Origin of the sequence: Phyllobacterium trifolii (assembly GCF_014192095.1) — a bacterium.
In the GTDB taxonomy this organism is placed as follows: domain Bacteria; phylum Pseudomonadota; class Alphaproteobacteria; order Rhizobiales; family Rhizobiaceae; genus Phyllobacterium; species Phyllobacterium trifolii.
The window spans coordinates 95,574-121,544 of the sequence record NZ_JACHXN010000009.1 but is presented as its reverse complement, the minus strand read 5'-3'; the positions used below and the strand labels follow the sequence as shown (position 1 = coordinate 121,544).

The following is a 25,971-nucleotide window of genomic DNA, read 5'->3' as shown; positions in this document are numbered from 1 at the left end:
CTGCCAGCGCTCTTATAGGGCGCTGGCTTTTTTCGGCATTTGTATTGCTATGCCGGAGCCTTCCGATGCGTTCAGAATTGGCTTTTGAAATGAACACCAATAGCCTTTTATCGATGACAGGAATCGACAAGCGCTTTGCCGGGATCCCTGCCCTGGCCGGCGCTTCTTTCGCTGTTGGACGCGGCGAAGTTCATGCGCTGATTGGCCAGAACGGTGCGGGCAAATCGACGCTTATCAAGGTGCTGACCGGTTATTACAAGCGCGATGCCGGTGAAGTCGTGTTCGATGGCAAGCCATTCGAGGTCTCCTCGCCGCAACAGGCGCAGGCAAGCGGCATCAGCACCATCTACCAGGAAATCAACCTCGTCCCCTATCGCTCCATCACCGAGAATATATGCCTTGGCCGCGAGGCTCGCCGTTACGGCCTGCTCGATTGGAAGCGCATGCACCAGGAGGCTGAAGCGCTGCTGCAACGCTTCAATGTGCGCGCCGATGTGCGCCGGCCGTTGATGGAATTCAATACCGCCACGCAGCAGATGGTGGCGATTGCGCGTGCCATCGGTTTTTCGGCAAAGCTCGTTATCATGGATGAGCCCACCTCCTCGCTCGACGAGCGTGAAGTCGCTGTGTTGTTCAATGTCATCCGGCAGTTGAAGCAGGAGGGCGTTTCAGTTGTTTTCGTCAGCCACAAGCTGGATGAGCTTTACGAGGTTTGCGACCGCGTCACCATCATGCGCGATGGCCGGACCGTAAAGACTGCGGCCATGAACGAGATTGACAAGATCGGTCTTGTCTCCGCAATGCTTGGGCGCGCCATTGAACGCGCCGAGGGCCACGCCACGGCATTCAGCGATCGCGACGAAAAGAAAATCGGCAAGGTGCTTTTGTCGGCCGAAAATCTCGCCATCAACCAGATCGTGCAGGATGTCTCTTTCAATGTACGCAGCGGAGAGATCGCCGGGTTTGCCGGACTTCTCGGCGCAGGGCGGACGGAAACGGCCCGGCTGGTCTTCGGCATCGATCGTCCGCGCGCGGGTACAATGATATTCAACGGGCAGACGTTCGATCCGCATAAGCCGTCCGATGCCATCGCTGCTGGCATGGGATTCTGTACAGAGGACCGCAAGAGCGAGGGCATCGTCCCCGACATGAGTGTTGCAGAAAACATGATGCTGGCGCTGATGCCGAAGCTCAGCAAATCCGGTGTCATCGATGACAAGGCGCAGCGTGACATCGTCGAGCGTTTCATCAGGCAACTCGGCATCAAATGCTCCGGGCCGGACCAGAAGGTGCGCGAGCTTTCGGGTGGCAATCAGCAGAAGGTTCTCCTCGGCCGCTGGCTGGCCATGAACCCGCGCCTGCTCATTCTCGACGAGCCGACGCGGGGCATCGACGTTGGAGCCAAGGGCGAGATTCAGGCGCTTATCAAGACGCTGGCTGACCAAGGGCTTGCGGTTCTGATGATCTCCTCGGAACTCGAAGAGGTGATCGAGGGCGCCGATCGTGTGTTCGTCCTGCGCGAAGGCATCAGCGTGGCCGAATTCGATCGCGATGAGGCAACCGAAGACGCCGTCATGTCCGCCATGGCTCACGGCAGCGCGCCGACTATCGCGGAGGCTGCACCATGACCGATACTGCGCGGCAACAACTTATATCGCGGCCGTTCGACCCATTCGATTTCATGGCGCGCTACGGCACCTTGATTGCACTGGCTCTGCTTATCCTGTTCAATTTTGCTTTTACCCGCAACTTCGCCACCATGCAGACGCTTAACGTCAATCTCACACAGGTCTGCACGATTGTCATCGTTGCCATTGGCATGACGCTGGTCATCGCGACCGGCGGCATCGATCTTTCCGTTGGATCACTCATGGCGATTTCCGGCGCGCTTGCGCCGATGATCTTCCTCGGCAAGATTGTTCCCATCGACAATGTTGCTCTCGCCGTTGCCGCGGCCATGATCATCGCGGTTGGTGTGGCAGGCTTGTTTGGCTTGTTCAATGGCTGGCTCATCGCCAGGTTTCGCATCCAGCCGATCGTCGCGACGCTGGTTCTGTTCATTGCCGGGCGCGGCATTGCCCAGGTCCTGACCAACGGCAATCTCCAGACATTCCGCGTTCCGCAATTCCAGTGGATCGGTCTCGGCCGCCTCTTCGGCATTCCGGTGCAGGTCGTGCTTATGGTGCTCCTCGTGATCGCTGCGGCATGGATGCTGAAGCGCACGGTTTTCGGCCGTCAGATCATCGCCATTGGCGGCAACGAACGTGCGGCGGAGCTTTCCGGTATTGCGGTCTCCCGGGTGAAGCTCGTCGTTTATACGATCAGCGGCCTTTGTGCCGGGATAGCCGGTCTCGTGGTGATCGCCATCAATTCCTCCAGCGACGCCAATCTGGTCGGTATGGGCATGGAGCTTGATGCCATCGCCGCGGTTGCTGTTGGCGGCACGCTTTTGAGCGGCGGCAAGGCGACCATTATCGGCACCCTGCTCGGTGCCATGACGATCCAGCTCGTGCGCTACACCCTCCTTGCCAATGGTGTGCCTGATGCCGCCGCCCTTGTGGTCAAGGCTGGCATCATCGTGCTCGCCGTCTGGATCCAGCAACAGGGCAGGCGCGCATGACGAGACCTCGTTTGATCTCTTTGCTTGGCAGCTATGGTGTCGTTCTGGCACTGCTGCTACTCGTCCTCTTCGGATGGGCACGCTATGATTATTTCCTCGGCTTTTTCAACATCACCAGCGTTCTGCGCTACAATTCGATGTTCGCGCTCGTGGCTCTCGGCATGTGCTTCGTCATCATGACCGGCGGTATCGATCTGTCCGTCGGTTCGACCGCTGCGCTCGGCAGCGTCGTCGCGGCGCTCGCCAGTCCGCAGGGCGCCTGGATCGGCCTTGGAGCCGGGGTCGGCGCCGGGCTTTGCGTCGGCCTGATCAATGCGATTCTCGTCACACGGTTGAAGATCATGCCATTCGTCGCGACCCTTGCAATGATGCTGGCGGCAAGCGGTACCGCGCTTCTCCTCGCCGACAACCAGTCCGTGTCGGTATCGTATGAAAGCGGGTTCACGTCGATCGGCCAGGACAATTTCCTCGGCTTTCCCATTCCCGCCTGGATTGCGATCATGGCCTATGTGGTCGGCTGGATTGTTGTGAATTTCACCAGCACCGGCCGCGGTGTGCTCGCCGTCGGCGGCAACGAAGATGCAACGCGGCTGATGGGCCTCCCCGCTGACCGTATCAAGTTTCTGGTCTATCTTGCGAGTGGCGGCCTTGCCGGGCTGGCAGGCGTCATCCTCGCGTCGCAATTCGGCGCAGGGCAGCCGATCGAGGGTGTCGGCTGGGAACTCTTTGCGATCGCCGCGGTGGTCGTCGGCGGAACCCTTTTGACCGGCGGTGTCGGTTCTGTAGGAGCCACGCTCGCGGGCGTGCTGCTGCTTGGCATCCTCTTCAATGTACTGAACTTTGAAAACGGCAAGGGCTGGATCTCGCTCTCCGCCTACTGGCAATCGGTCATACGCGGCCTGTTCCTGCTGGTCGTCGTGATCTTACAGGCAAAACTTTCCTCGCGCGGCAGCGTCGCTGTCAGGGATTATTGATGCGGAACAGTGCGCAACCAGAGCTATTCGGCACGTTTCAAGGCGAACCGGTATTCCAGTTAACGATCCGCTCACCTGCCGGGGCTGTCACCAGAATTTTGAACTGGGGCGCCGTCATCAGGGATCTGCAAATTCCCTTGAGTGATGGAATTCTCCAGCGCGTCGTTTTGGGTTTCGATGGTTTTGACGACTACCCGGCCCTTTCACCTTATTTCGGCGCACTTGTCGGCCGTTACGCCAATCGTATAGCAGATGGGCGTTTCCTGCTCGATGGAAAGACTGTCCAGCTCGACCTCAATGAACATGGCATTCAGACCTTGCATGGAGGCAGCGGCGGGGTTTCTCAGCGCCTGTGGACCATTGCGGGCTGGAGCCAGTCTTCTGTCACCCTTTCAATAAATCTGCCCGATGGCGATCAGGGTTTCCCCGGCAACATGGATGTGCACTGCACCTACAGCCTCGATGACCTCACGCTTTGTGTTGAAGTCGAGGCGGTCACTGACGCGCCAACCGTCGCCAATTTTGCCCAGCATTCCTATTTCAATCTCGATGGGTCCAGCGATATTCGCGACCATCGCTTGCGGATCCTCGCCGATGCTTTCACGCCCGTTGATGGGAACCTTATTCCCACCAGCGAAATCGCCGGAATCGATGAAACGGCCTATGACTTTCGCTTGCCGCGCCGGATCGGCACGAGCGGCTCGACCCTCTACGATCATAATTTCGTCCTGAGTGAGCCAATAAGCGAAGGTCTGCGTTTTGCCGCCTCGCTCGTGGCGGGCAATGGCCTTGCCATGCAGGTCCACACGAGCGAGCCCGGCCTGCAATTCTATGATGGGGCGAAAATACCTGCCGTTACCGGGATTGGCGGCATGCATTATGGTCCGCATGCCGGGCTCTGCCTGGAAGCGCAGCATTTCCCGGACAGTCCGAACCAGCCGCAGTTTCCGGGCACGATCCTTCGCCCGGGCGAGACTTATCGCCAGCGCACGGAATTCCGCTTCCATAACGTCTAACTTGCCAATCACAATTTGGCGTCCTATGCCGGTCTGCAGCAAAGTGGAGGCATTGATGGCTACGAATGTTGCATTGACGGGACTGGCGCGGGACATGCAGGCGCGGGCGGATACGGGCCGCCCGATCCGCATCGGCCTGATCGGTTCGGGCGAGATGGGCACCGATATCGTCACGCGTGTGGCGCATATGCCCGGCATCGAGATCGGGGCGATTTCCGAACTCAATTTGCCCAACGCGATCAAGGCCGTCGACATCGCCTATCAGGAAGACGGTCATTCGCGCGAGGTGTCGAATGCGTCGGCGCTCACGGAAGCGATGGAAGCCGGCAAGATCGCCGTCACCAATGATGCCGGTCTCATCCTTGAGAACGAGTTGATCGATGTGGTCATCGATGCGACCGGGGTGCCGGCGGTCGGGGCCGAGATCGGCTTGAAAGCAATGGAACACGGCAAGCATCTCGTCATGATGAATGTCGAGGCGGACGTGACCATCGGCGCGTACCTCAAGAGCGAGGCCGACCGGCTCGGCGTCACCTATTCGCTCGGCGCCGGCGATGAGCCGTCCTCCTGTATGGAACTGATCGAATTCGTCTCGGCCATGGGCCATCCGATCGTTGCCGCGGGCAAGGGCAAGAACAACCCGCTCAACATCGATGCGATACCCGACGATTACGAGGAAGAAGCCAGGCGCCGCCACATGAATGTGCGCATGCTGGTCGAATTCGTCGATGGCTCGAAGACCATGGTGGAGATGGCGGCGATCGCCAATGCCACCGGGCTCGTGCCCGACAAGCCGGGCATGCATGGCCCGGCGGCAACGCTCGACCAGCTGTCGAAGGTGCTCGTGCCGGAAAAGGACGGCGGCGTGCTCTCAAGGGTTGGTGTCGTCGATTATTCGATCGGCAAGGGTGTGGCCCCGGGCGTCTTCGTCGTTGCCGACATGTCGCATCCGCGCATATCGGAGCGCATGGAAGATCTGAAGATGGGCAAGGGTCCGTATTTCACCTTCCACCGGCCCTATCACCTGACTTCGCTCGAAGTGCCGCTGACTTGCGCCCGCGTCGTGCTTTACGGCAAGGCCGACATGGTGCCGCTGGCCAAGCCGGTGGCCGAGGTGTGCGCCGTGGCCAAGAAGGATTTGAAACCCGGCGACAGGCTCGATGCGATTGGCGAATATTGCTACCGCGCGTGGATCATGACGGCGGGCGAAGCGCGCGTCGCCGGTGCCATCCCCTGCGGCCTGTTGCAGGGCGGCAGCGTCACGAAAGCCATCAGGAAGGGCGAGCTCATCACCAGCGCCAATGCCGCCCCCGCGCAAGGCTCCAGGATCGTTGAACTGCGCGCCCGCCAGGACAGACTGGTTTATGGCCGAGCATCAGCGTCCAGGAATTACTGAACCGTTTGGGGCTTAAGCTCCAAACGGCTTTTTATTTCGCCTTCGTAACGAGTTGTCTATTTTGTTGTTGAAACAAGTGCTTAGATAAATCAAAATTTTTTAAAACAATGCAAATTTATCTGTGCAAAACTTCCTTCTCCTTGAAAAAGACCGGTTGGCCAACAATATTAATAAATGGTTAACGCTTTTGAGTCTTTGCTAGGAGCATGTAGTGCCGGCATATCAGGTCAAATTCGCTTATCTGACGAAGTATAAACAGACACGTCATCTGTTTCACCAGCTTGTCATCGCCGATGACGAGACAAGTGCACTGGCACGCGGCCGCCTGATGATGAACAAGCGCTCTCCCAATGCGCGCATCGTGCACGGGTCATGCGTGCTGCGTCCGGACAGTTCCGAGGTTGAAAGCGCCACGGCGCAAGGCTGGACGCTCAACGACAATTGGTGGTCGCGTCCCATCAAGCCCGATGACGACCTTGCCGCAATCGCCAAGCATGGTTTCGCGCATAGCAATCATATCCATGCCAAATCGGCCATGGACTGTGTCGCTATCGACAAGCGAGCGGCCTAAAGGTCCGTTCTTACGCTCCACAATTCCGGGAACAGCACCACTTCCAGCATCTTGCGCAAGTAGTTGACGCCGGACGTCCCGCCGGTGCCGGTCTTGAAGCCGATGATGCGCTCGACTGTCGTCACGTGATTGAAGCGCCAGCGCCGGAAATAGTCCTCGAAGTCCACCAGCTTTTCCGCCAGTTCATAGAGCGGCCAGTGGCCTTCCGGGTCGCGGTAGATCATCAGCCACGCGTCGCGCACGCTGTTGTTCGGCTGGTAGGGCAGCGAGCAGTCGCGCTCCAGTACTGATTGGTCGATAGCAAAGCCCTTGCGCGCCAAAAGCCGGATAGACTGGTCGTAGATGCTCGGTGCATGCAGGAATTGCGCAAGCCAGGCATGGATATCCGGCTTATGCTCGTGCGGCCGCATCATCGCGGCATTCTTGTTGCCGGCGAGGAACTCGATCGCCCTGTACTGGAATGACTGAAACCCCGAAGACATGCCGAGCGCTTCGCGGAAGCTCGTATATTCGCTGGGCGTCATTGTCCTCAAGACGTCCCATGCCGAGTTCAACTGGTCGAGAATGCGTGAGACCCGCGCCAGCATCTTGAAGGAGGGCGCGAGATCATCCCTTGCGATATGCTGGCAAACCGAAGTCAGCTCGTGGATAACGAGCCGCATCCAGATTTCGGACGCCTGATGCTGTACGATGAACAACATCTCGTCATGGGCAGCGGAAAGCGGCGTCTGCGCCGTTAGTATTTTGTCGAGCCGCAGATAATCGCCATAGAACATGCGTCCTTCGAAGCCCATCTGCGCGCCGTCAGTTTCCGGATCGTAGGGTGTACGTGTCACGTGACGGCTCCCCTCACCTTATATTCAGGTTGGTCCCAGGCACGCGTCACGAGAATGTCCTTGAGAATCGCCGCGGCCTGCGCCACCTCCGCGAAGCTGAGGTAAAGCGGCGTCATGCCGAAACGAATGATATCCGGCGCACGGAAATCGCCGATCACGCCGCGCGCAATCAACGCCTGCATGATGGCATAGCCATTGTCGCAGGAGTAGGACACCTGACTGCCGCGTAGGCCGGGGTCTCGCGGCGTCACCAGCGTCAGCCCAAGTTCCTCGGCAAATTCGCCTACTTCCTGAATGAAGAAATCGCAAAGCCCGATGGATTTCGCGCGCACGGCCTCCATGTCGACATCGACCCACAGCGACATTGCCTCGTCCATGGCGACCATCGCCAGCACCGGCGGTGTCCCGCACAGATACTGTTCGATGCTGCTTGATGGCGAATAGGCGGCATCGAAATCGAAGGGCGCGCGATGACCGAACCAGCCGGAAAGCGGCTGGCGGAACCCGCCCTGATGGCGTGGATTGACATAAAGAAATGCCGGAGCGCCGGGCCCGCCATTGAGATATTTGTAGCCGCAACCAATGGCGAAATCGGCCTGAGCCCCAGCCAGGTCAACCGGCATCGCACCTGCCGTGTGCGCGAGGTCCCAGATCACGAGGATACCCTTGTCATGCGCCGCCCTGGTCAGCGCCGCCATGTCGTGACGATAGCCGTTGCGGTAGTTGACATGGGTCAGCATCAGCACAGCCACATCTTCATCCAGCATGTCCGGGAGATCTTTTGGGGTATCGGCAAGAACCAGCCGGTGACCCTTGCCGATCTGCTTGGCCACGCCTTCCGCGATATAAAGATCAGTCGGAAAATTATCGCGCTCCGAAACGATCTTGCGGCGTTGCTGATTGAGGTCGAGGGCTGCCGATAATACCTTGAACAGATTGATCGAGGTGCTGTCGGCCGCGACGACCGTTCGCTCCTCAGCGCCGATCAGCCGTGCGATTTTTTCGCCGACGCGCTGCGGCAGGTGCACCCAGTCAGCGGTATTCCAGCTGCGGATCAGCTGCTCGCCCCATTCCTCCGCGATCGTCTTCGCGACCCGCTGCCTGACTGACTTCGGCAAGGCGCCAAGCGAATTGCCGTCGAGATAGATCACGCCCTCCGGCAGTTCGAATCTGTCGCGGTATGCGCGCAGCGGATCGGAAAGGTCAGCTTGTGTGGCATCGATCTTGATCGTGGTACTGACCATTTCTTCTTTCTTGATAATGAATGTAGTGGCGCCAATTCACGGCTTTGCACAAGTCGCTTAACGGCTACAATTTACTTTGGTATGAACTTGTCAATATAACCAGACCCTGCTCGATAGTGGGGCATAAAAGGGAGAATAACAAAAATGATCGGCGCAAAATATGCAGTGCGGACAGCGCTGGCTGCAGCACTTGGCCTGGGGCTTGGGCTTGGAGCCGCCTCGGCCGAAACCAAAATCGGCATCGCACAATTCGGCAAGCACCCGCAGCTGGACGAAACGGTCACCGCATTCAAGGCAGAACTGACCAAGCTTGGTGTCACAGATGCCGTCTATGACGAATTGCAGGTGAATTTCGATGCGACGCTTATCCCGCAAATGGTCACCAAGCTCGTTTCCAGCAATCCGAAGCTTATCCTCGCCATCACCACGCCGGTTGCCCAGGGCGCACGGCAGATCGTCGGTAATTCCGGCACGCCTGTGGTTTTCGCCGCCGTCACCGATCCGGTTGCGGCCAAGCTCACACCCTCGTGGGAAGCGGGCGACACCGGCATGACCGGCGCTTCCGATCTGCAGGACGTCATCTCGGTGGTCAAGTTCATCAAGAAGCTGCTGCCGGACGCCAAGCGCCTCGCCTATCTCTACAACCCCGGCGAAGACAATGACGTTGCCGTGCTGAAGCTGATCACGGAAGCTGCCAAAGCCGAAGGCCTGGAGCTGGTTGAAGTCGGTCTCGACAACACCAACGACATTCCGATCCGGGTCAGCTCGCTCGCCGGCAAGGCCGATGTGATCTATGTTCCGGGCTCCAATCTGGTCCAGCCAGCGGTTCCGGCCGTGGCTGCAGCCGCGTTGAGCATCAATATTCCTATCGTCAATGCCTCGGCGCAGGCGGTACGCGACGGCCTCGTCGCAGCGGCTTTCGAAGTCTCCTACACCAAGGTCGGCCAGAATGCGGCCAAGCTCGCATCGGAAATTATCGCCGGCAAGTCACCGGCAAGCCTTGCCCCGATCAAACCGACCTATGAGGACCACACGGCGCTGATCAACGAGGCTGTTCTGGCAAAAACAGGTCAAAAGGTGCCCGATAGCCTCAAAGATTGTGAATGCTTCGTGAAATAAGCCTTCTCCTTTAGCCTGCAAACATATAGTTCCTGCGCAGCCAGCGCTGGAACTATTGAACGCAGGCTATGCACTGGTTTGAGGGCTTACACATGACAACCGACATGCTGTCCGTGAAGGGCGGCACCAAGATTTTCTATCGCGGCACCCTTGACGAGCGCCGGGCGCTCGATGGCCTTGATGTCGCGCTGAAGCCCGGAGATTTTTGCATCGTCATTGGCAGCAATGGCGCTGGCAAGTCGAGCTTTCTCAACGCTGTCTCCGGCAAGCTGCCGCTGGACTCGGGCCGCATTTCCATTGACGGACAGGATGTCACGCGGCTGAACGCCCACCGCCGTGCCCAATTCATTGCCCGCGTGTTCCAGGATCCGATGATCGGCACCGCGCCGACCATGACCATCGGCGAAAACATGCTTTTGGCGGAATTGCGCGGCAAGCCGCGCGGCTTTTCCTATGGGCTTACCGCCGCCCGCCGGGCCAAATACAGCGAGCAACTGGCGGAACTCAATCTCGGGCTGGAAAAGCGTCTCGACATGCAAGTCGGTCTTCTCTCGGGTGGCCAGCGCCAATCCCTGTCTCTGGTCATGGCGGTGTCGACGCGGCCGAAACTCCTGCTTCTGGACGAGCACACGGCAGCACTCGATCCGCGGACGGCAAAGCTGGTGATGGATACGACTGTGCGGGCTGTGGAAGCGTTGCAACTGACGACACTGATGGTCACGCACAACATGGAGCACGCGATCAAATACGGTAACAGGATCATCATGATGGACGCGGGCAAGGTTCTCGTGGAGATCGGTCAGGAAGAGAAAAACGGCATCACCGTTGCGGATCTTGTCGAGCGGTTCCACACCAAATCCGACGCTATCGCGTTGCAGGGAGGTTGAGGTCTTGGACGTGCTCAACAGTTTCTATGGCCTGATCCCGGTCACCATCGCCCAAAGCCTGATCGTCTCCTTCGTGGTGCTCGGCGTCATGCTGCCTTTCCGCATCCTGAACTTTCCCGATCTGACTTCGGAAGGCGCCTTTCCGCTTGGCGGGTGTGTCTGCGGCACGCTGATTACCGCCGGCGTCAATCCATTTCTCGCCTGCTTCATTGCGCTGCTTTGCGGTTTCGCCGCCGGCTGCACCACCGCGTTCATCCATCTGCGTTTCAGGATCAACACGCTGCTCGCCGGTATCCTGGTCATGACAATGCTCTACAGCATCAATCTGCGCATCATGGGCCGCACCAATATTCCGCTCTTCACCTATGATACCGTCTTCACCGTCCTTGCCGGCCCCTCCGCCAATTTCCCCTGGACCAAGATCCTGATTGTCGGTTTGCTGGTTGCGCTGGTTCTCGGCGCCATGCTGTACTTCTTCATGTCCGAAAAGGGTACGGCGATGCGCGCGGTCGGGGCTAGCCCCGATATGGCCGAGGCACAGGGCGTCAACGTCGGCACAGCGACGATTATCGGCGTCGGTGTTGCGAGCGCACTTTCCGCGACAGGCGGTAGCATCATGGTGCAGACTCAAGGTTTCGCCGATGTCAATATGGGCTTCGGCATACTTATCAACGGTCTTGCCGCGCTGATCATCGGCGAGGCTATTACAGGCCGCCAGACGATACTTCGGCAGGTTGTGGCTCCGGTTATCGGCTCGCTGGTGTACTACCAGCTGATCTCCTTCTGTCTGACGCTCGGTCTTGCGCCTGCGGATCTGAAATTTGCCACCGGTGCATTCGTGCTCCTGATGCTGGCGCTGCCGAACTTGCGCAGGTCCAGCGCTGGCGTGCAGATAAGGGAAAAGACCAGGGAATAGAGCAATTCCAGGAAAAGGGCTTTCCGTCCGGAATTGCGTAAAGCAAGAGATTCGGTGATTCGAAGAAAAACGGAATTTACTCTGGGGAGCCCGACCGGGGGGAGACATGGGTAGGACTGCAGCTATCGACTGGGACGACGCCTATTCGAACTTCGCGTATATTCCGGACGGCTTCGAATATCCGGCCAGATGGCTGGCCCATGCGGCGCAATTTCGCGAGGAAATGCAAGAAAAAGGCCTGCTCAAAGCCGACCTCAGCTACGGCCCGCATTCGCGTAACCGGCTCGATCTGTTCATGCCCTGGGGCGACCTGAAGGGCCTCGCCGTCTTCGTGCACGGCGGGTACTGGATGGAAGATTTCGACAAGTCCGCGTGGTCGCATCTGGCAAAAGGCGCACTCACTCATGGCTTCGCCGTGGCCGTGGCGTCCTATGCGCTGTGTCCGGAGGTTCGCGTCAGCGATATCACCGTACAGGTCGGGCTCGCTATCACCCGCGCCGCGAATGAGGTTTCGGGCCCGATCCACCTGACAGGACATTCCGCTGGCGGACATCTCGTTGCCCGCATGGTGACGGCGACGTCACCGCTGACCCAGGCAGTCCGGCATCGCATCCGCAAAACGGTGCCGATTTCGGCGATAGCCGATATGCGTCCGCTGCTGAAGACCGAGATGAACGATACGCTACATCTCGATGCAGTGGAAGCGCGGCTGGAGAGCCCTGCCCTGCTCGAGCCGCAGGAAGGCATCGACGTAACCGCATGGGTTGGCGCAACGGAGCGGCCCGAATTTCTGCGGCAGAATGCCTTGCTCGCCAATATCTGGTCAGGGTTTGATTGCCGGGTGGATGCTGTTGAAGAACCTGGCAAGCACCACGCCAATGTCATTGAAGGTTTGACCGAGCCTGATCACCCGCTGACACGCAAATTGTTGTGTCTGTAGCTCATCGCCCGGAATCAAAAAGCTGTCAGAGTTGGGATATCACTCTGACAGCTTTTGGGTGCCGATTTATTAGGGGTAGTAGAGTTTCAGGCGCTGAGGCGCTTGGAATCTTCAAGAATCATTGCGTTGCTCGGGAGACCAAGCGCATGTGCAATGCGTTCCAGTTTGTGCGGATCCGTATTCTGGCCGCTTTCGATCGTTTCGATTTCGAGGGATGTCAGACCGCACGCAACGGCTAAATCCTCGATGGAATATCCGAATTGTTCGCGAAATGCTCTGACAATATTTGTACCATTGGCAAGCGCCGTGGAAATCGTTTCTGGCAATGAATAGTCGCCGGCGGTTTTGTTCATCGCTTTGCTCCTAACGTGAAAGGTTTAGTTAACAAATCGGAAGGCAGAACTTATACGTCCATCGTCGCGGATCAACCCCTTTATGTCACTTCACATAAAACGTGATCAGGAAACGGAGCAGGAGCCTGCCTTATTGTGGCACCAGATTTCCGTAAGATGTCAAAGATGCCGACCGTAAACTCGACCAATTACTGAAGAATATCAGTGGATTGTTACGCTACTGTGTCACTCGTAACTGGCTATATATAGGACCGACGCGAGGAAAAATGAACCCTCTTCACCGAAAATATTCCACAGCCCTGTTTCTGGTGCTTGTAACATTCGCTCCCCTGCTCTCCGGCTGCGCCCGTGTCTATTATGGCAGCTTCCGTTATGACGCTACGTGTGTCGACCATGATCCCCGCTATCCGGGCGACGGCCCGGTTTGCGTGGTCAGGAAGACGCGGTAGAAGCTGGCGAATATTGAGGTCCGCCAGCTCTGTTTCTTCCCAATCAAACCGCGACGTCGAACACCGCCTGGGTTTTCGCCTTGATTTCCTCGACCGTTACGCCGGGCGCAATCTCGACGAGTGTCATCCTGGGCTCGCCGCGCCGCTCCACGGTGAAGACGCCAAGGTCGGTGATCACCAGATCGGTGACACGCTGCCCGGTTAATGGCAACGTGCATTGTTCCAGGAGCTTTGCTTCGCCCTTGGCCTCATGTTCCATGACGACGACGACTTTCTTGACGCCGGCGACAAGATCCATCGCGCCGCCCATTCCCTTCACCATCTTGCCCGGGACCATCCAGTTTGCGAGATCGCCATTGCGCGCGACCTGCATTGCGCCGAGGATTGAAAGATCGATATGACCGCCGCGGATCATGCCGAAACTGTCGGCCCCGTTGAAATAGCTGGTCGTCGGCAGCTGTGTGATGGTCTGCTTGCCGGCATTGATCAAGTCAGCGTCTTCCTCGCCCTCATAGGGGAAAGGCCCCATGCCAAGCATGCCGTTCTCGCTCTGCAGCTGAACGCTCATTCCCGTCGGGATATAGTTGGCAACCAGCGTCGGTATACCGATGCCGAGATTGACGTAAAAGCCGTCTTCAAGTTCCTGTGCGGCCCGTTCGGCCATCTGATCGCGTGTCCAGGCCATCTCAGTTTACCTCACTTTTAGCGACAAGGCGCGGGCGGGTCGTCCGTTGTTCAATATGTTTGACGGGGTTTGGCACGTGCACGATCCGCTTGACGAAAATACCAGGCGTATGCACCTGGTCGCCATCGATCTTGCCCGCGTCGACCAGATGTTCGACTTCGGCCACGGTGAACCTCGATGCTGTCGCCATGATCGGATTGAAGTTCCGCGCGGTCTTGCGGTAGACGAGGTTGCCTTCCGTATCGCCCTTGAAGGCGTGGACGATGGAAAGGTCAGCGAAAAGTCCACGCTCCATCACGTAGGATTCACCGTCGAATTCGCGTACGTCCTTGCCCTCGGCGATGATGGTGCCGACGCCTGTCTTGGTGAAGAAAGCCGGAATACCCGCCCCCCCGGCGCGAATACGTTCGGCGAGCGTTCCTTGCGGATTGAATTCCAGTTCAAGTTCGCCCGACAGATACTGCTGGGCAAACAGTTTGTTCTCGCCGACATAGGACGAGACCATCTTGCGGATCTGCTTGGTCTCGAGCAGCACGCCAAGTCCGATGCCATCGACGCCGGCATTGTTGGAGATGACGGTCAAATCCTTGACGCCGGAATCGCGGATCGCGTAGATCAGCGCCTCGGGTATGCCGCACAGGCCGAACCCGCCGGCCATGATGGTCATGCCGTCGAACAGCACGCCGTCCAGCGCATCGCTGACGTTTGATTGAACTTTTTTCAAGAAAAATCTCCCATTTCTCTATCCTCTGCGTGAACCGTATGGCTTGTACCGGCGCCGCAGATAGTCGTATTAATACTGCATGGCAGCACCGCAGTTACCCAGTTCCGACATCCTGAATTCTGGAAGCGCAAAACACTTCCGGCTGACGGACTTGCCGGTGCCGATGGTCTATGCCACGCACCGTATCATACGCGATTGCAATTTCGAATTCGCTGAGACTTTTGGCTATGAACGTCACGAACTGATCGACCAGAGTTTCTCGAGGCTTTATCCGAAAATCAGGGATTTCGTCCGCACCGGCGAAATGTGGCGCACGAACTTTGCCGGCGGCAAGGTATATCACGACGAGCGCATCATGCGGCGGCGCGACGGAACGAGTTTCTGGTGCCGGGTGCGCGGGCGCAGCCGCAATCTGGCGGATCCCTTCGCCGAAGCGCTCTATTGCTTCGAGCCCATGAATCGAGCGATTGCCGGCAACGCCAGCCTGATTTCCGACCGGCAGAAACAGGTGCTGACACTGGTATCGCAAGGCAAGACCAATGCGCAGATCGCCCAGGAGATCGGCCTGTCGAAACGAACCATCGAGGCGCACCGCGCCCGCATCATGCGTAGCTATGGTCTGCGCAACAGCGCCGAGCTCATCGCCTGGTTTTCATCCTTGCGTTAGTCAAACTCCGTCGAGATCGAGGTGGTAGCGTGTGTGTCTGCGCTCTCCAGTCCTGGTCAAACCTCCTTTGACAACCAGGTCTGTCAGGTCTCTCGTTGCCGTCGCGCGGGAGGTTCCGGTGATGCTGATGTAGTTTTCGGCGCTGAGACCGCCTTTGAAACCGTCGATCCCTGCGCGAAACATGCGGGCAATGACTTTTTCCTGACGCGGGTTGAGTTGCCCGCGCACCCGGTCGTAAAACTTGGCTTTGACGATGTAGAACTCCACCCGCTTCAGTGTCGTACGCTGTGCTTCCAGCACAGTCTTGGCAAAATAGACAAGCCATTCGGTAATCTCGTTGGTCTTGCTGCTGCGCTCGAGCATGTCATAATAGGCTTTGCTTGCGCGCTGGATGGTATAGGCCAGAGCGATGAGGCTGGGCTGGCCGAGGTTCTGGGCGAGAGACTTTTCACAGATTGCCCGGCCGATACGGCCATTGCCGTCTTCAAAAGGATGGATGCTGACGAAGTACAGATGCGCCAGCCCGGCTCGGGTCAGCGCAGGCAGAACCGTCGTCCCCGCAGGCGCCGTGGCGTTGAACCAGCTTGCAAACGCATTCATCTCTTGCAGAATGTTTATGGATGGCGGCGCCTCGAAATGGATTGTCGGCTTGTCGGGACGGCCTGACACGACCCGCATCGGCTCCTCGTGCGTGCGATAACCTCCAACCTGGATGGCATCGCTCCCGTCAGCCATCAACATCCTGTGCCAGTTGAACAATGTATCATGTTGGAGCGGATCGGCGAATGTCCGGTACAGGTCGACCATCATCTGCGAGATGCCGCGCTCTGCAGCCGGAACACGCTGATTGCCGGCCGCCAAGCCGAATTGTTGCCGAAGTGACGTCTGCAAGCTGTCGCGGTTGAGGAATTCGCCCTCGATCTCCGAGGTTTTCAATGCTTCGTCGCTGATCAGCTCGATCCGCAACGTGTCCCGGTCATCGGTATTCACATGGCGAAAAGCGCCGAAAAACTCGCCGGAATGCAGCAGGAACTGGCGCTCCAGTGGTTCAAGCGCAGTTGCCTCATAGGTGAAATTGGGCCAATCCGCCTGCTGCCAGTTCCAGATCATGACGCATAGATCGCCTTTCTATAACTCACCCTGACGTACATCATGAGCTATAGCAAGCCTTTCTATGCCTCATACCGTCTTGAGGATCGCCGAGAATCTTGGATCGAAAGTCCGCGCGATGGGTTCGGCGGCGGCGCCGAGTGCTGCGGACCACGGATCGGCAAGCCCCGCCTGCAATCTTGCTTCCGGATAGCGGCGGGAGCGCTCGGCAATCGAGGGCAGCAGCGGCTCGATCTTCTCGACAAGGCGATCGATGAGCACTCTTGGCGCACCACCGCAGAGAATGATTGTTTGCGGATCGAAGATTGATTCGAGAATTTGCACTGTCCGGCGCAAGCGCTCGGCGACACTGTCCATCCACTGTTCCAGCCTTGGGCCGCCGCGCAGGATAGCATCGGTGATCATGGCGAAAAGCTCCGGCTCGGATGGATCGAAATCAAGCAATTTGCAAAGTGCCGCCATGGAAGCATAATGCTCCAGGGGCTCGACGTCGGGACCGTCACCGGGCACAAGCGCAAGAATCATACCGATCTCGCCGGCGTTGGCATGCGCGCCGCCATAGAGTTCCCCGTTGAGGATCAAGCCCGCCCCGAGACCGTAGCCAAAGTAGATGCAGATTGCGTGGTCGAGCCCATGTGCCGCGCCAAGCAATCGTTCCGCAGTTGCTGCGGCTGCCGCGTCGTTCTGCAACGCAACTTCAAGGCCCGCTCCTTCGGCGATCCTGTTCATGAGCGGGAAGTTTTGCCACGCCGTCATCATCCATGGGTCGTCGTAGAGCGTATTGATGCCAAACGGCCCCGGCATGGCAACGCCGAGACCGACGAGCCGTTTTTCGGCCTCTGGCGCCTGTGCCGTCAGCGCTTCGCGCGCCTTCCTGATCAAGTCGAGAATAACCACAACGCCTTGCGCCGGCCCGCCGGGAGGCAGCTTTGCTTCCATCTTAACCAGAACATCGCCGACGAGGTTGACGATGACGGTGCGCGTCACGTGGCGGTCGATCTGCAGGCCGATGGCAAAGGCGCCTTCCGGCACGAGCCGATAGGGCGTCGCCGGCTGGCCCCTGCCCTTGCGCACGCTGGCCTGCGAACGCACCAGACCGTCGCGCGCCAGCTCCTCGATTATATTGGAAACGGCCTGCGGAGTCAGTCCGGTGGCGCGCGCAAGGTCGGCCCGCGACAGCGCACCATTGACGCGCAATGCATCGATCATGATGCGGCGGTTGTGCGCGCTGGCACCGCCGAGATTGGTTCCGCTCTTTGCCCGTATCGACCGTATGCCGTCCATCCGTCATCCCTCTTGACACCAGAAGAATATTCATCAACTAATAAGTCAAGTGAATTGATTTAATAAAAATCGATCAGGGGAATGTGAGCACTGGTTTGGCGAAACGCGTCACGAAAGGCTCTCGATTGCAACGACCAGGCGTCTGTCCATGACGGCCAGCGCTGTCAAACAGGAGGTAATGATGTTGAAATCCGTGACGAGCGCGCTTCTGGGCGCCACACTTCTGGGAGCGGCGTTGTCTTCGCCTGCCCATGCAGAAACCAAGATCAACGCGCTGTTCATGGCGCAGGCCGCCTATAGCGAGGCCGATGTCCGCGCCATGACGGAAGCCTTCACCAAGGCAAATCCTGACGTGACGGTCAATCTGGAATTCGTTCCCTATGAAGGTCTGCACGACAAGACCGTCCTCGCTCAAGGGTCGGGCGGCGGTTATGACGTCGTTCTTTTCGATGTGATCTGGCCGGCCGAATATGCAACCAACAAGGTCCTTGTGGATGTAACCGACAAGATTACGCCGGAAATGAAGTCGGGCGTGCTTCCGGGTGCCTGGACCACCGTTGAATATGACGGCAAACGCTATGGCATGCCCTGGATTCTCGACACGAAATATCTGTTCTACAACAAGGAAATCCTGGAAAAGGCCGGCATCAAAAACCCGCCAAAGACCTGGGCCGAACTTGCCGAACAGGCCAAGACCATCAAGGACAAGGGCTTGCTTGCAACGCCCATCGCCTGGAGCTGGTCACAGGCCGAGGCTGCGATCTGCGATTACACCACGCTGGTCAGCGCCTATGGCGGCAGTTTCCTCAAGGACGGCAAGCCAGTATTCGCGACGGGCGGCGGTCTCGATGCGCTCAACTACATGGTCGACAGCTATAAGTCCGGTCTCACCAATCCGAATTCCAAGGAGTTCCTCGAAGAGGACGTCCGCCGTGTGTTCCAGAATGGCGAAGCGGCCTTCGCCCTTAACTGGACCTACATGTACAACATGGCCAATGACCCGAAGGACAGCAAGGTTGCCGGCAAGGTCGGTGTCGTCCCTGCCCCGGGTGTTGAAGGAAAGAGCACTGTATCGGCCGTCAACGGTTCCATGGGCCTCGGCATTACCTCGACCAGCAAGCATCCGGATGAAGCCTGGAAATACATTACGTTCATGACGTCTCAGGCAACGCAGAACCAGTACGCCAAGCTCAGCCTGCCGATCTGGTCCTCTTCCTATGACGATCCCGCCGTCTCCAAGAACCAGGAAGAATTGATTGCGGCGGCCAAAGTCAGCCTTGCTGCGATGTACCCGCGCCCGACGACACCGAAATATCAGGAACTTTCGACAGGACTGCAGCAGGCAATTCAGGAAGCTCTTCTCGGGCAGGCCGCCCCTGAGGATGCATTGAAGACTGCCGTCGAGAACAGCGGTCTCTGATGGCATGATGAAGGCGGCGGGCAGTCCTTCCGCCTTTATTTTTTCCAATGATTGATATTGTGGCAGGCTTCATTTCATGACGAGCACCTGGATCACCACCCGCGCATGGCTCCTGATGCTGCCACTTCTGATCGTCATGGTTGCGATTATCGGTTGGCCGCTCGTCGATACGGTGCGGCTCTCCTTCACCGATGCCAAGCTGGTCGGCACGGAAGGCAGTTTCGTTGGCCTCGATAATTATGTGAAGATACTTTCCGGTTCGAATTTTCAGCGCACGCTGATCACTACATTCTGGTTTGCCGTTCTGTCCGTATCGGCGGAGATGGTCATCGGCGTTCTTGCCGCCTTGCTGCTCAACCAGCAGTTTTACGGCCGCTCCGTCCTGCGCGCGCTGATGATCATGCCCTGGGCGCTGCCGACCGTGGTCAATGCCACACTGTGGCGGCTGATCTATAATCCCGAATATGGCGCACTGAACGCGATGCTGATGCAGTTCGGCCTTATCGATGCCTATCGTTCCTGGCTGGGCGAGCCTGGCACTGCCCTCGCCTCGCTTATCGTGGCCGACTGCTGGAAGAATTTTCCATTGGTGGCGCTGATCGCACTGGCCGCCCTGCAGGCCGTACCGCGCGATATCACCGCGGCGTCCATGGTCGACGGCGCCGGTGCCTGGTCGCGCTTCCGCTTCGTCATCATGCCCTACCTCGCCGGGCCCTTGATGGTGGCGCTTGTCCTGCGCACCATCGAGGCGTTCAAGGTCTTCGACATCATCTGGGTCATGACGCGCGGTGGTCCGGCCAACAGCACACGCACATTGTCGATTCTCGTCTACCAGGAGGCGTTTTCCTTCCAGCGGGCGGGATCGGGCGCATCATTGGCGCTGATTGTTACCCTGCTGGTGACTGTGCTTGCCGTCGCCTATGCCGCCCTGATCCGCAAAAGCGCGGGAGTGTCATAATGGAACGCCGCAGCCTCACCGCATCGGTACTCGTCCATCTCGCCGCTTTGCTGCTTCTCGTCGTGATCCTCGCCCCCGTGGTGTGGCTCTTCATCATGAGCATTTCCTCGACGCCGGATCTTATCGCCAAGCCCTTGCACTGGTGGCCCGATACCGTCGATCTGTCCCGCTACGGTGTCCTGCTTTCTTCCGTGGCGAACAGCGCCGGTGAAGCCTTCGTCGCCTCGCTGTTCAACAGCATCAAGGTGGCCGGCATGGCGACTGTGGCGGCGCTCATCGTAGCCGTCCCCTCCGCCTGGGCCGTATCGCGCACGCCATCGGTCGGCTGGTCGCTTTACGCAGTTATCGCCACTTACATGCTGCCTCCGGTAGCCTTGGCCGTCCCGCTCTACATGACGCTCGCCTGGGCAGGCCTCCTCAACAACGTCTTCGGTCTGGCGCTGGTTTATCTCACCATCCTCGCGCCATTCACCACATGGTTGATGAAATCGGGCTTCGATTCGATCCCCCGCGAGATTGAAAGCGCGGCGACCATGGATGGCGCCCGGCTTGATCAGATCCTGCGGCTGATCACCCTGCCGCTCGCCGCACCCGTCATGGCGACCGCTGCACTGTTCGCGTTCCTGCTTGCCTGGGACGAATTCTTCTATGCCCTGTTGTTTACGTCGGACCAGCGGGCCAAAACCTTAACCGTTGCGATCGCTGATCTCGCTGGCGGACGCGTCTCGGATTACGGATTGATTGCCACAGCGGGTGTGCTTGCCGCCCTCCCCCCGCTAATCGTTGGTCTCTTCATGCAGCGCGCGCTGATCGCGGGCCTGACAAGCGGCGGTGTCAAAGGATGAGCATGTCTTCGCAAATGAACAAACCCATCGGTCTTATCGCCATCGAAAAAGAAATGGCGCGGCAGAATGCCGATGCGATTTCTTCCTTCGAGGCGGCAGCGCCACTTGGCATGACCATCGCCCAATCCCTGCGTATGACCGGGCGACTGCTGCTGCTCGGCATGGGAGGTTCACATGCGGTCGGCCGCGCGGTCGAACCGCTGTATCGCAGCCTTGGCATCGACGCCGTGGCACTGCCGCTGTCGGAGCAGCTTGGCCAGCCGCTACCATTAGTCGGCAAAACAATTCTTGTGACCTCGCAGTCGGGTGAAAGCGCCGAAGTCCTGCGCTGGTTTGCCGAGGTTGGCGTGCGGGCCGATACTTTCGGCCTGACGCTCGAAGGCGGCTCCACCCTTGCCCGCACCGTGCCGTCACTGACCGGTTTCGGCGGTACGGAAAATGCCTTCGCGGCAACGCGCAGTCTGACTGTCAGTTTTGCCCTGCATCTCGCAGTGCTCAGTGCGCTTGGCGAGGATCCGGCCGAAGCGCTCGCCATCTTGAATGCCGGGAGCAAGCCGAATGCCGATGCTGCGGTCGCCGCATTGTCGGACGTATCGGCTGTCGTAACCTCCGGTCGGCGCATGCAGGGTGTCGCGGAGGCGATTGCGCTCGGCCTCACCGAACTTTCCCGCATCCCGTGCTTTTCGCTTGAAGGCGGACAATTGCGCCACGGTCCGATGGAAATGCTCGGACCCAAGGTCGGCGTCGTCCTCTTCCGTGCCAAGGATGCAACATCGGAATTGGTTGCGCGCATGGCTGCCTCGGCACTGGAAGCCGGGTCGCCGGTTGTGGTGTTCGATGCATCCGGCGAAGCGCCGCTAAAAGGCACCACGACGATTGATGCGGGCGTGGCGAGCGGCGTAGCGGCCGTTTTTGCACTGCTGCCCGCCGCCCAGCACTTCATGCTCGGTTTTGCCGGCGCGCGCGTTGGCGATCTCGGCACGCCCGTTCGCTCGACCAAGATCACACGGGACGAGTGAGAGCGATGCAGCCGCTTGCCGTCATTGGAAACGTCAATGTCGATTTGATCCTCGGCCCGGCCGATCCATGGCCGACGCCCGGAACCGAGATCATGGTGGACTACGACGAACTGCGCGTCGGCGGTTCGGCCGGCAATGCCGCGCTGACCTGGGACGGCCTTGGTCTTGATTTCCAGATCGCCGCCAACGTCGGCAATGACCAGTTCGGCGAATGGCTGCGACAGGGTTTCGGCAAGCATTCGGCGCGCTGGCCGGTCGCCCCCATGAGCACGACCCTGTCCGTCGGCATTACCCACCCGAATGGCGAGCGTACTTTCTTTACAACGCGCGGTCACATCGCGGCATTGTCCTGGATCGACGTCATCACAACGCTCGATACCGAGCGGCTGAAGGGCGGCACCGCCATCCTTTGCGGCTCCTTCCTGACCGACGCCCTCGTTGCACAATACGACGAATTGTTCGATTGGGCCGATGCCAATGATATCCGCATTGCGCTCGATACCGGCTGGCCAATCGATGGCTGGACCGAGGCCAACCGCGGCAAGGCACGGGGGTGGCTGGCACGCTGCCACATCGCCCTGTTCAATGAGGTCGAGACGACGCGGCTCGCCAACAGCGTCGAGCCAGCCGCAGCCGCGCACAGGCTCAAGGCCCAGATGCCGGCGGATGCCATCGTTGTCGTCAAACGGGGACCCGATGGGGCACTGGCAGTCGGCGCCGATGACAGGCTTGTGTCGGTACCTGCTCCCCTGGTGCAGGTGGCCGATACGATCGGCGCCGGTGACGTGTTCAATGCCGCCTTCCTCGCCGCGTTGGCAAACGGCCAAACGCTCACGAAAAGTCTTGCGGCTGGTGTGCGCGTTGCCTCCAAAGCCATCTCTACGATTCCGCGCCGCTATGATGGAGCGGATCTGCAAACACCATCGGAGGAAGCTCTATGAGTGCGCTCGAGCTCATCAATGTTCGCAAGCGTTATGGCACCGTCGAAACGCTGAAAGGCATCGACCTGTCGCTTGCCAGCGGCGAGTTCCTCGTCCTGCTCGGGCCCTCCGGCTGCGGCAAGTCCACGCTTCTCAACATCATTGCAGGCCTTGCCGAAGCCAGCCAAGGGGACGTGCGCATCGGTGATCGCTCGGTAACCGGCGTGCATCCCAAGGACCGCGACATCGCCATGGTGTTCCAGTCCTATGCGCTTTACCCGAACATGTCCGTGGCGCGAAACATCGGCTTTGGCCTTGAGATGCGCAACGTCCCTGCGGCCGTGCGCACCGAGGCCGTGCAAAAGGCGGCAAAAATCCTGCAGATCGAAAATCTCCTTGGCCGCAAGCCGTCAGAACTTTCAGGCGGACAGCGCCAGCGTGTTGCCATCGGCCGGGCACTGGTTCGCGATCCGCAGGTCTTTCTGTTCGACGAACCCCTGTCCAATCTCGATGCGAAACTGCGCATGGAAATGCGAACTGAGTTGAAGCGCCTGCACCAGATGCTTGGCACCACGATTGTTTATGTGACGCATGACCAGATCGAGGCGATGACGCTCGCAACCCGCATCGCCGTCATGCGCGATGGTCAGATCGAGCAGCTTGCCACTCCCGATGAGATCTACAATCGCCCGGCCACACGCTATGTAGCAAGTTTTGTTGGTTCGCCGCCGATGAACATGCTGGATGCTACGGTCGCCGATGGCATCGCGCACATTGATGGCTCGCTCAGTGGCATCCCCCTCCCCCAGGCATTACGGGAAAATGCCGCAAGCGTTCGCGACGTGATCATAGGCATTCGTCCGGAAAGTCTGACACTGGCGTCATCGGAAAATGCAGGCCTTGCCATCGAGGCGAAGGTCGACGTGGTCGAGCTGACCGGCCCGGAGCTGGTCGTTACTTCAACGATCGGCAGCCAACGCCTGACGGCAAGCTTGCCTCCACGGTCGCAAATCGCAGTGGGCACGTCGCAACGCTTCAATATCGATGCAAGTGCTTTGCACATCTTCGACAAGGCCACCGGCAAGCGCGTCTAGACCTATGCGGCCAAGCTCGGGCGGGTCAAAACGTAAGCGGCGCAGGCGATGAAAAATAGAGCCACCATCCCGCCGAGCAGAGGTGACGGCCGGGTAAAATACATGAAAGTGGCGTAGCCCAATGCCATGCCGCCGCAAGCAATCCATTTTACGCGTCTCGGCACTGCTCCGTGCTCGCGCCATTGCACCAGTGTGGGCCCGAACACCGGATGCTCGAGCAGCCACTTTTCAAATCGCGGCGAGGAGCGGCTGAAACACCAGGCGGCAATGATGAGAAAGATCGTCGTCGGTATAACGGGCAAAAGCGCGCCAATGAAACCGAGCGCCACCATCACCCATCCGAGCAGGAAATAAAATGTCCGTTTGGTGCCGTTCATCCCGCGCGATTCCTGATAACCTTGGAACGGTTTACATGGCCGGATGCAGAATGTCAGCCCGTTGCATTCAAAGGCCGAGATCACCTTTCAGGCCGGGCACCGAATCCAGAAGCTGATCGACAAGTTTTGGATCGGCGTATTCCTTGGCATGGGCCAGGACCGCGGCTCCGGCTTCCTGGATCTGTTCAACGGTCAGCCCGCTCTCTTTCAGCGCGGCCACACCATTGACGAGCGCGCCGACCTTTTCACCCGCCGCGCCCCCAAGCATGCTGGTCACGCTCGACAGGAAGCCATCCGACCGGGCCCCGCTTGCCATGACATCGAAGTTTTGGGCAAGTTCGGTAGCACCAGGGATCTTCGCGAATATAGTTGCTGCTTGTTCTGGAGCCTCATGCTGGAGCACTGAGAGCACTGTTCCTGCTGCCTTCTCCGCCACTTGCGGATCGAGATTGGCTTGCGTAGCAATTGAATCGACGAGATCCTGAATAGGCATGACTTCTCCTGATGTTGATTGATGATGTCGATGAACAGTGAAGGTTCTAGCGAAAACGCCCGGACTGGGTGCCCGGGCGATTCTATCGCATCCCTAATTTCAATCAGGTTTATTCGGACTTGAGGCGCGTGTTGCAGGCGCTCCAGTATTGTGGCCAGGTCATGCCGCGGGTTTTGTTGCTAGCCTTTGCCTGCTGCCACTGATCGCCGCATTCGCTGATGCGAGCCCGGAATGCGACCTGAGCGGGAGACAGAGGCTTGCCATCGGCGGAGGTCTGTGCCTTGGCCACCTGTGTCTTGGTTGTTTTGGTAGCAGCCTTGGTGGGTGCTGGTTCGTCAGGAACGGTCGCATCCGAATCGTCCGATTTCAGACTGTCGCTGCAGGCCGAAAGGAACTGCGGCCATTTCTGGCCATTGAGCGTGCCCGCCGTTTTGGCAGCCTGATACTGTGTGCTGCATTCCTTGGTGACGGCTTTTGCCGACATCCCGCCGCCGGTGGCTGCGGTCGCCGTTTGCGTCGTCTTGGCCGGTTTTGTAGCCGTATCCTTTGCCGTCTTTTTGGCAGGTGTCTTTTCGGCGGGCGCGGCTGCCGCTGCGCCATCATCGGTTTTCAGCTTCACGCTGCAGGCTGACAGAAAGTCCGGCCATTTCTGGCCTTTCAGCGTACCAGCCTCCTTGGCAGCTTGATATTGTGTGCTGCACGTCTTGGTAACGGATTGTGCCGATGCCGGGAGCGTGAGAAATGCCAGGCCAGCGCCGGCAATCACCGTCGCGGCGAGTATGTTGAAACGAAACTGGTTCATCGTGATCTTCCTTGCGATCGTGTACGCGTTTCCCCCGGCGACGCACCATGCGTTCCGGTTGGCAATGCTGCGATGCGTTCGTCCCTTGGATCAAATGTCGATTTGAGGCATTCCTCCGAAGCCATCGCTTCGAAAGCTGCACCGTGAAAATGTCTTGGGTTTAGCAATTCTGCAGGTAAATGACGCATCAGGTTAACCCGTGTCAGCGATCGACGGCATTGCCAAAGTCAGAATGCCGCGTTCATCTTTTGA

28 protein-coding genes are annotated in these 25,971 nt (G+C 58.7%); 18 read left to right on the top strand and 10 right to left on the bottom strand.

What is annotated here, in order from left to right; all coding sequences use genetic code 11:
* The first annotated feature begins 65 nt into the window (after window positions 1–65).
* The 6 genes from FHS21_RS15290 (at window position 66) to FHS21_RS15265 (ending at window position 6,577) form a co-directional block, all read left to right on the top strand.
* Complete coding sequence (locus FHS21_RS15290) at window positions 66–1,628, top strand: sugar ABC transporter ATP-binding protein (RefSeq protein WP_246411049.1); 1,563 nt, start codon at window positions 66–68, stop codon at window positions 1,626–1,628.
* The gene (locus tag FHS21_RS15285; RefSeq protein WP_112531945.1) at window positions 1,625–2,620 is read left to right on the top strand and encodes an ABC transporter permease; all 996 of its coding nucleotides are present in this window, start codon (window positions 1,625–1,627) and stop codon (window positions 2,618–2,620) included. The genes FHS21_RS15290 and FHS21_RS15285 overlap by 4 nt, the downstream gene beginning before the upstream one ends.
* Window positions 2,617–3,594 (top strand): ABC transporter permease, encoded by a 978-nt coding sequence (locus FHS21_RS15280; protein WP_112531944.1) that lies wholly within the window; start codon window positions 2,617–2,619, stop codon window positions 3,592–3,594. The genes FHS21_RS15285 and FHS21_RS15280 overlap by 4 nt, the downstream gene beginning before the upstream one ends.
* A complete protein-coding gene (locus FHS21_RS15275) occupies window positions 3,594–4,610 on the top strand; it encodes an aldose epimerase family protein (protein ID WP_183662577.1) in 1,017 nt (338 codons plus the stop codon). Before FHS21_RS15280 ends, FHS21_RS15275 begins: the two co-directional genes overlap by 1 nt.
* Window positions 4,611–4,665: 55 nt before the next feature.
* Window positions 4,666–6,006, top strand: coding sequence for an NAD(P)H-dependent oxidoreductase (locus FHS21_RS15270; RefSeq protein WP_183662575.1), 1,341 nt, complete (start codon window positions 4,666–4,668; stop codon window positions 6,004–6,006).
* A gap of 211 nt (window positions 6,007–6,217) precedes the next feature.
* On the top strand, window positions 6,218–6,577 hold the full coding sequence (locus FHS21_RS15265; protein WP_183662573.1) for a hypothetical protein: 360 nt from the start codon (window positions 6,218–6,220) through the stop codon (window positions 6,575–6,577).
* Here FHS21_RS15265 and kynA read toward each other — a convergent pair.
* Together kynA and kynU are read right to left on the bottom strand one after the other, a co-directional pair.
* Window positions 6,574–7,413 (bottom strand): tryptophan 2,3-dioxygenase, encoded by an 840-nt coding sequence (kynA, locus tag FHS21_RS15260; RefSeq protein ID WP_183662571.1) that lies wholly within the window; start codon window positions 7,411–7,413, stop codon window positions 6,574–6,576. The genes FHS21_RS15265 and kynA overlap by 4 nt on opposite strands.
* Window positions 7,410–8,657, bottom strand: a complete 1,248-nt coding sequence (gene kynU, locus FHS21_RS15255; RefSeq protein ID WP_183662569.1) for a kynureninase — start codon at window positions 8,655–8,657, stop codon at window positions 7,410–7,412. Before kynU ends, kynA begins: the two co-directional genes overlap by 4 nt.
* Before the next feature lie 144 nt (window positions 8,658–8,801).
* On the opposite strand from kynU, the gene FHS21_RS15250 reads away from it, so the two are divergent.
* From FHS21_RS15250 to FHS21_RS15235, 4 genes are all read left to right on the top strand, one after another.
* Window positions 8,802–9,776: an ABC transporter substrate-binding protein gene (locus FHS21_RS15250; protein ID WP_183662567.1), complete on the top strand. Its 975-nt coding sequence runs from the start codon at window positions 8,802–8,804 to the stop codon at window positions 9,774–9,776.
* A gap of 104 nt (window positions 9,777–9,880) precedes the next feature.
* On the top strand, window positions 9,881–10,663 hold the full coding sequence (locus tag FHS21_RS15245) for an ABC transporter ATP-binding protein (RefSeq protein ID WP_183662745.1): 783 nt from the start codon (window positions 9,881–9,883) through the stop codon (window positions 10,661–10,663).
* Between the two features lie 4 nt (window positions 10,664–10,667).
* A complete protein-coding gene (locus FHS21_RS15240; RefSeq protein WP_183662565.1) occupies window positions 10,668–11,579 on the top strand; it encodes an ABC transporter permease in 912 nt (303 codons plus the stop codon).
* Window positions 11,580–11,685: 106 nt separating this feature from the next.
* Window positions 11,686–12,519 (top strand): hormone-sensitive lipase, encoded by an 834-nt coding sequence (locus FHS21_RS15235; RefSeq protein WP_183662563.1) that lies wholly within the window; start codon window positions 11,686–11,688, stop codon window positions 12,517–12,519.
* Window positions 12,520–12,605: 86 nt separating this feature from the next.
* Here FHS21_RS15235 and FHS21_RS15230 read toward each other — a convergent pair whose 3' ends face one another.
* Window positions 12,606–12,872 (bottom strand): helix-turn-helix domain-containing protein, encoded by a 267-nt coding sequence (locus tag FHS21_RS15230; RefSeq protein ID WP_112532543.1) that lies wholly within the window; start codon window positions 12,870–12,872, stop codon window positions 12,606–12,608.
* 266 nt (window positions 12,873–13,138) lie between these two features.
* On the opposite strand from FHS21_RS15230, the gene FHS21_RS15225 reads away from it, so the two are divergent.
* Window positions 13,139–13,321, top strand: a complete 183-nt coding sequence (locus tag FHS21_RS15225) for a hypothetical protein (protein ID WP_158482324.1) — start codon at window positions 13,139–13,141, stop codon at window positions 13,319–13,321.
* 43 nt (window positions 13,322–13,364) lie between these two features.
* Here FHS21_RS15225 and FHS21_RS15220 read toward each other — a convergent pair whose 3' ends face one another.
* Window positions 13,365–14,006 carry a 3-oxoacid CoA-transferase subunit B gene (locus FHS21_RS15220; protein ID WP_112532544.1) on the bottom strand — a complete coding sequence of 214 codons (642 nt, stop codon included), beginning with the start codon at window positions 14,004–14,006 and terminating at the stop codon, window positions 13,365–13,367.
* Between the two features lies 1 nt (window position 14,007).
* Complete coding sequence (locus FHS21_RS15215) at window positions 14,008–14,730, bottom strand: CoA transferase subunit A (RefSeq protein ID WP_112532545.1); 723 nt, start codon at window positions 14,728–14,730, stop codon at window positions 14,008–14,010.
* Window positions 14,731–14,809: 79 nt separating this feature from the next.
* Here FHS21_RS15215 and FHS21_RS15210 point away from each other — a divergent pair, with 79 nt between their 5' ends.
* Window positions 14,810–15,397 (top strand): helix-turn-helix transcriptional regulator, encoded by a 588-nt coding sequence (locus FHS21_RS15210; RefSeq protein WP_281386102.1) that lies wholly within the window; start codon window positions 14,810–14,812, stop codon window positions 15,395–15,397.
* Here the strand turns inward: FHS21_RS15210 and FHS21_RS15205 are convergent, their stop codons facing one another.
* The gene (locus FHS21_RS15205) at window positions 15,398–16,507 is read right to left on the bottom strand and encodes a Fic family protein (protein ID WP_183662561.1); all 1,110 of its coding nucleotides are present in this window, start codon (window positions 16,505–16,507) and stop codon (window positions 15,398–15,400) included. It lies immediately after the preceding gene.
* Window positions 16,508–16,576: 69 nt separating this feature from the next.
* Window positions 16,577–17,791 (bottom strand): ROK family transcriptional regulator, encoded by a 1,215-nt coding sequence (locus tag FHS21_RS15200; RefSeq protein WP_183662558.1) that lies wholly within the window; start codon window positions 17,789–17,791, stop codon window positions 16,577–16,579.
* 181 nt (window positions 17,792–17,972) lie between these two features.
* Here FHS21_RS15200 and FHS21_RS15195 point away from each other — a divergent pair, with 181 nt between their 5' ends.
* The 6 genes from FHS21_RS15195 to FHS21_RS15170 all read left to right on the top strand — a co-directional run bounded on the left by FHS21_RS15195 (window position 17,973) and on the right by FHS21_RS15170 (window position 24,047).
* A complete protein-coding gene (locus FHS21_RS15195) occupies window positions 17,973–19,211 on the top strand; it encodes an extracellular solute-binding protein (protein ID WP_112532583.1) in 1,239 nt (412 codons plus the stop codon).
* Window positions 19,212–19,287: 76 nt separating this feature from the next.
* Entirely contained in the window at window positions 19,288–20,169 is an 882-nt protein-coding gene (locus FHS21_RS15190) for a carbohydrate ABC transporter permease (protein WP_183662556.1), read from the top strand.
* Window positions 20,169–21,014 (top strand): carbohydrate ABC transporter permease, encoded by an 846-nt coding sequence (locus FHS21_RS15185; protein WP_183662554.1) that lies wholly within the window; start codon window positions 20,169–20,171, stop codon window positions 21,012–21,014. Before FHS21_RS15190 ends, FHS21_RS15185 begins: the two co-directional genes overlap by 1 nt.
* Window positions 21,011–22,033 carry an SIS domain-containing protein gene (locus FHS21_RS15180; protein WP_246411048.1) on the top strand — a complete coding sequence of 341 codons (1,023 nt, stop codon included), beginning with the start codon at window positions 21,011–21,013 and terminating at the stop codon, window positions 22,031–22,033. Before FHS21_RS15185 ends, FHS21_RS15180 begins: the two co-directional genes overlap by 4 nt.
* 5 nt (window positions 22,034–22,038) lie before the next feature.
* Window positions 22,039–22,974, top strand: a complete 936-nt coding sequence (locus FHS21_RS15175; RefSeq protein WP_183662550.1) for a carbohydrate kinase family protein — start codon at window positions 22,039–22,041, stop codon at window positions 22,972–22,974.
* Window positions 22,971–24,047: an ABC transporter ATP-binding protein gene (locus FHS21_RS15170; protein ID WP_183662548.1), complete on the top strand. Its 1,077-nt coding sequence runs from the start codon at window positions 22,971–22,973 to the stop codon at window positions 24,045–24,047. The genes FHS21_RS15175 and FHS21_RS15170 overlap by 4 nt, the downstream gene beginning before the upstream one ends.
* Before the next feature lie 2 nt (window positions 24,048–24,049).
* Here the strand turns inward: FHS21_RS15170 and FHS21_RS15165 are convergent, their stop codons facing one another.
* The 3 genes from FHS21_RS15165 to FHS21_RS15155 form a co-directional block, all read right to left on the bottom strand.
* Entirely contained in the window at window positions 24,050–24,424 is a 375-nt protein-coding gene (locus FHS21_RS15165) for a YbaN family protein (protein ID WP_112532553.1), read from the bottom strand.
* Window positions 24,425–24,491: 67 nt separating this feature from the next.
* Window positions 24,492–24,917: a hypothetical protein gene (locus tag FHS21_RS15160; protein ID WP_183662546.1), complete on the bottom strand. Its 426-nt coding sequence runs from the start codon at window positions 24,915–24,917 to the stop codon at window positions 24,492–24,494.
* Window positions 24,918–25,026: 109 nt separating this feature from the next.
* On the bottom strand, window positions 25,027–25,719 hold the full coding sequence (locus tag FHS21_RS15155) for a hypothetical protein (RefSeq protein ID WP_112532555.1): 693 nt from the start codon (window positions 25,717–25,719) through the stop codon (window positions 25,027–25,029).
* Window positions 25,720–25,971 lie beyond the last annotated feature (252 nt).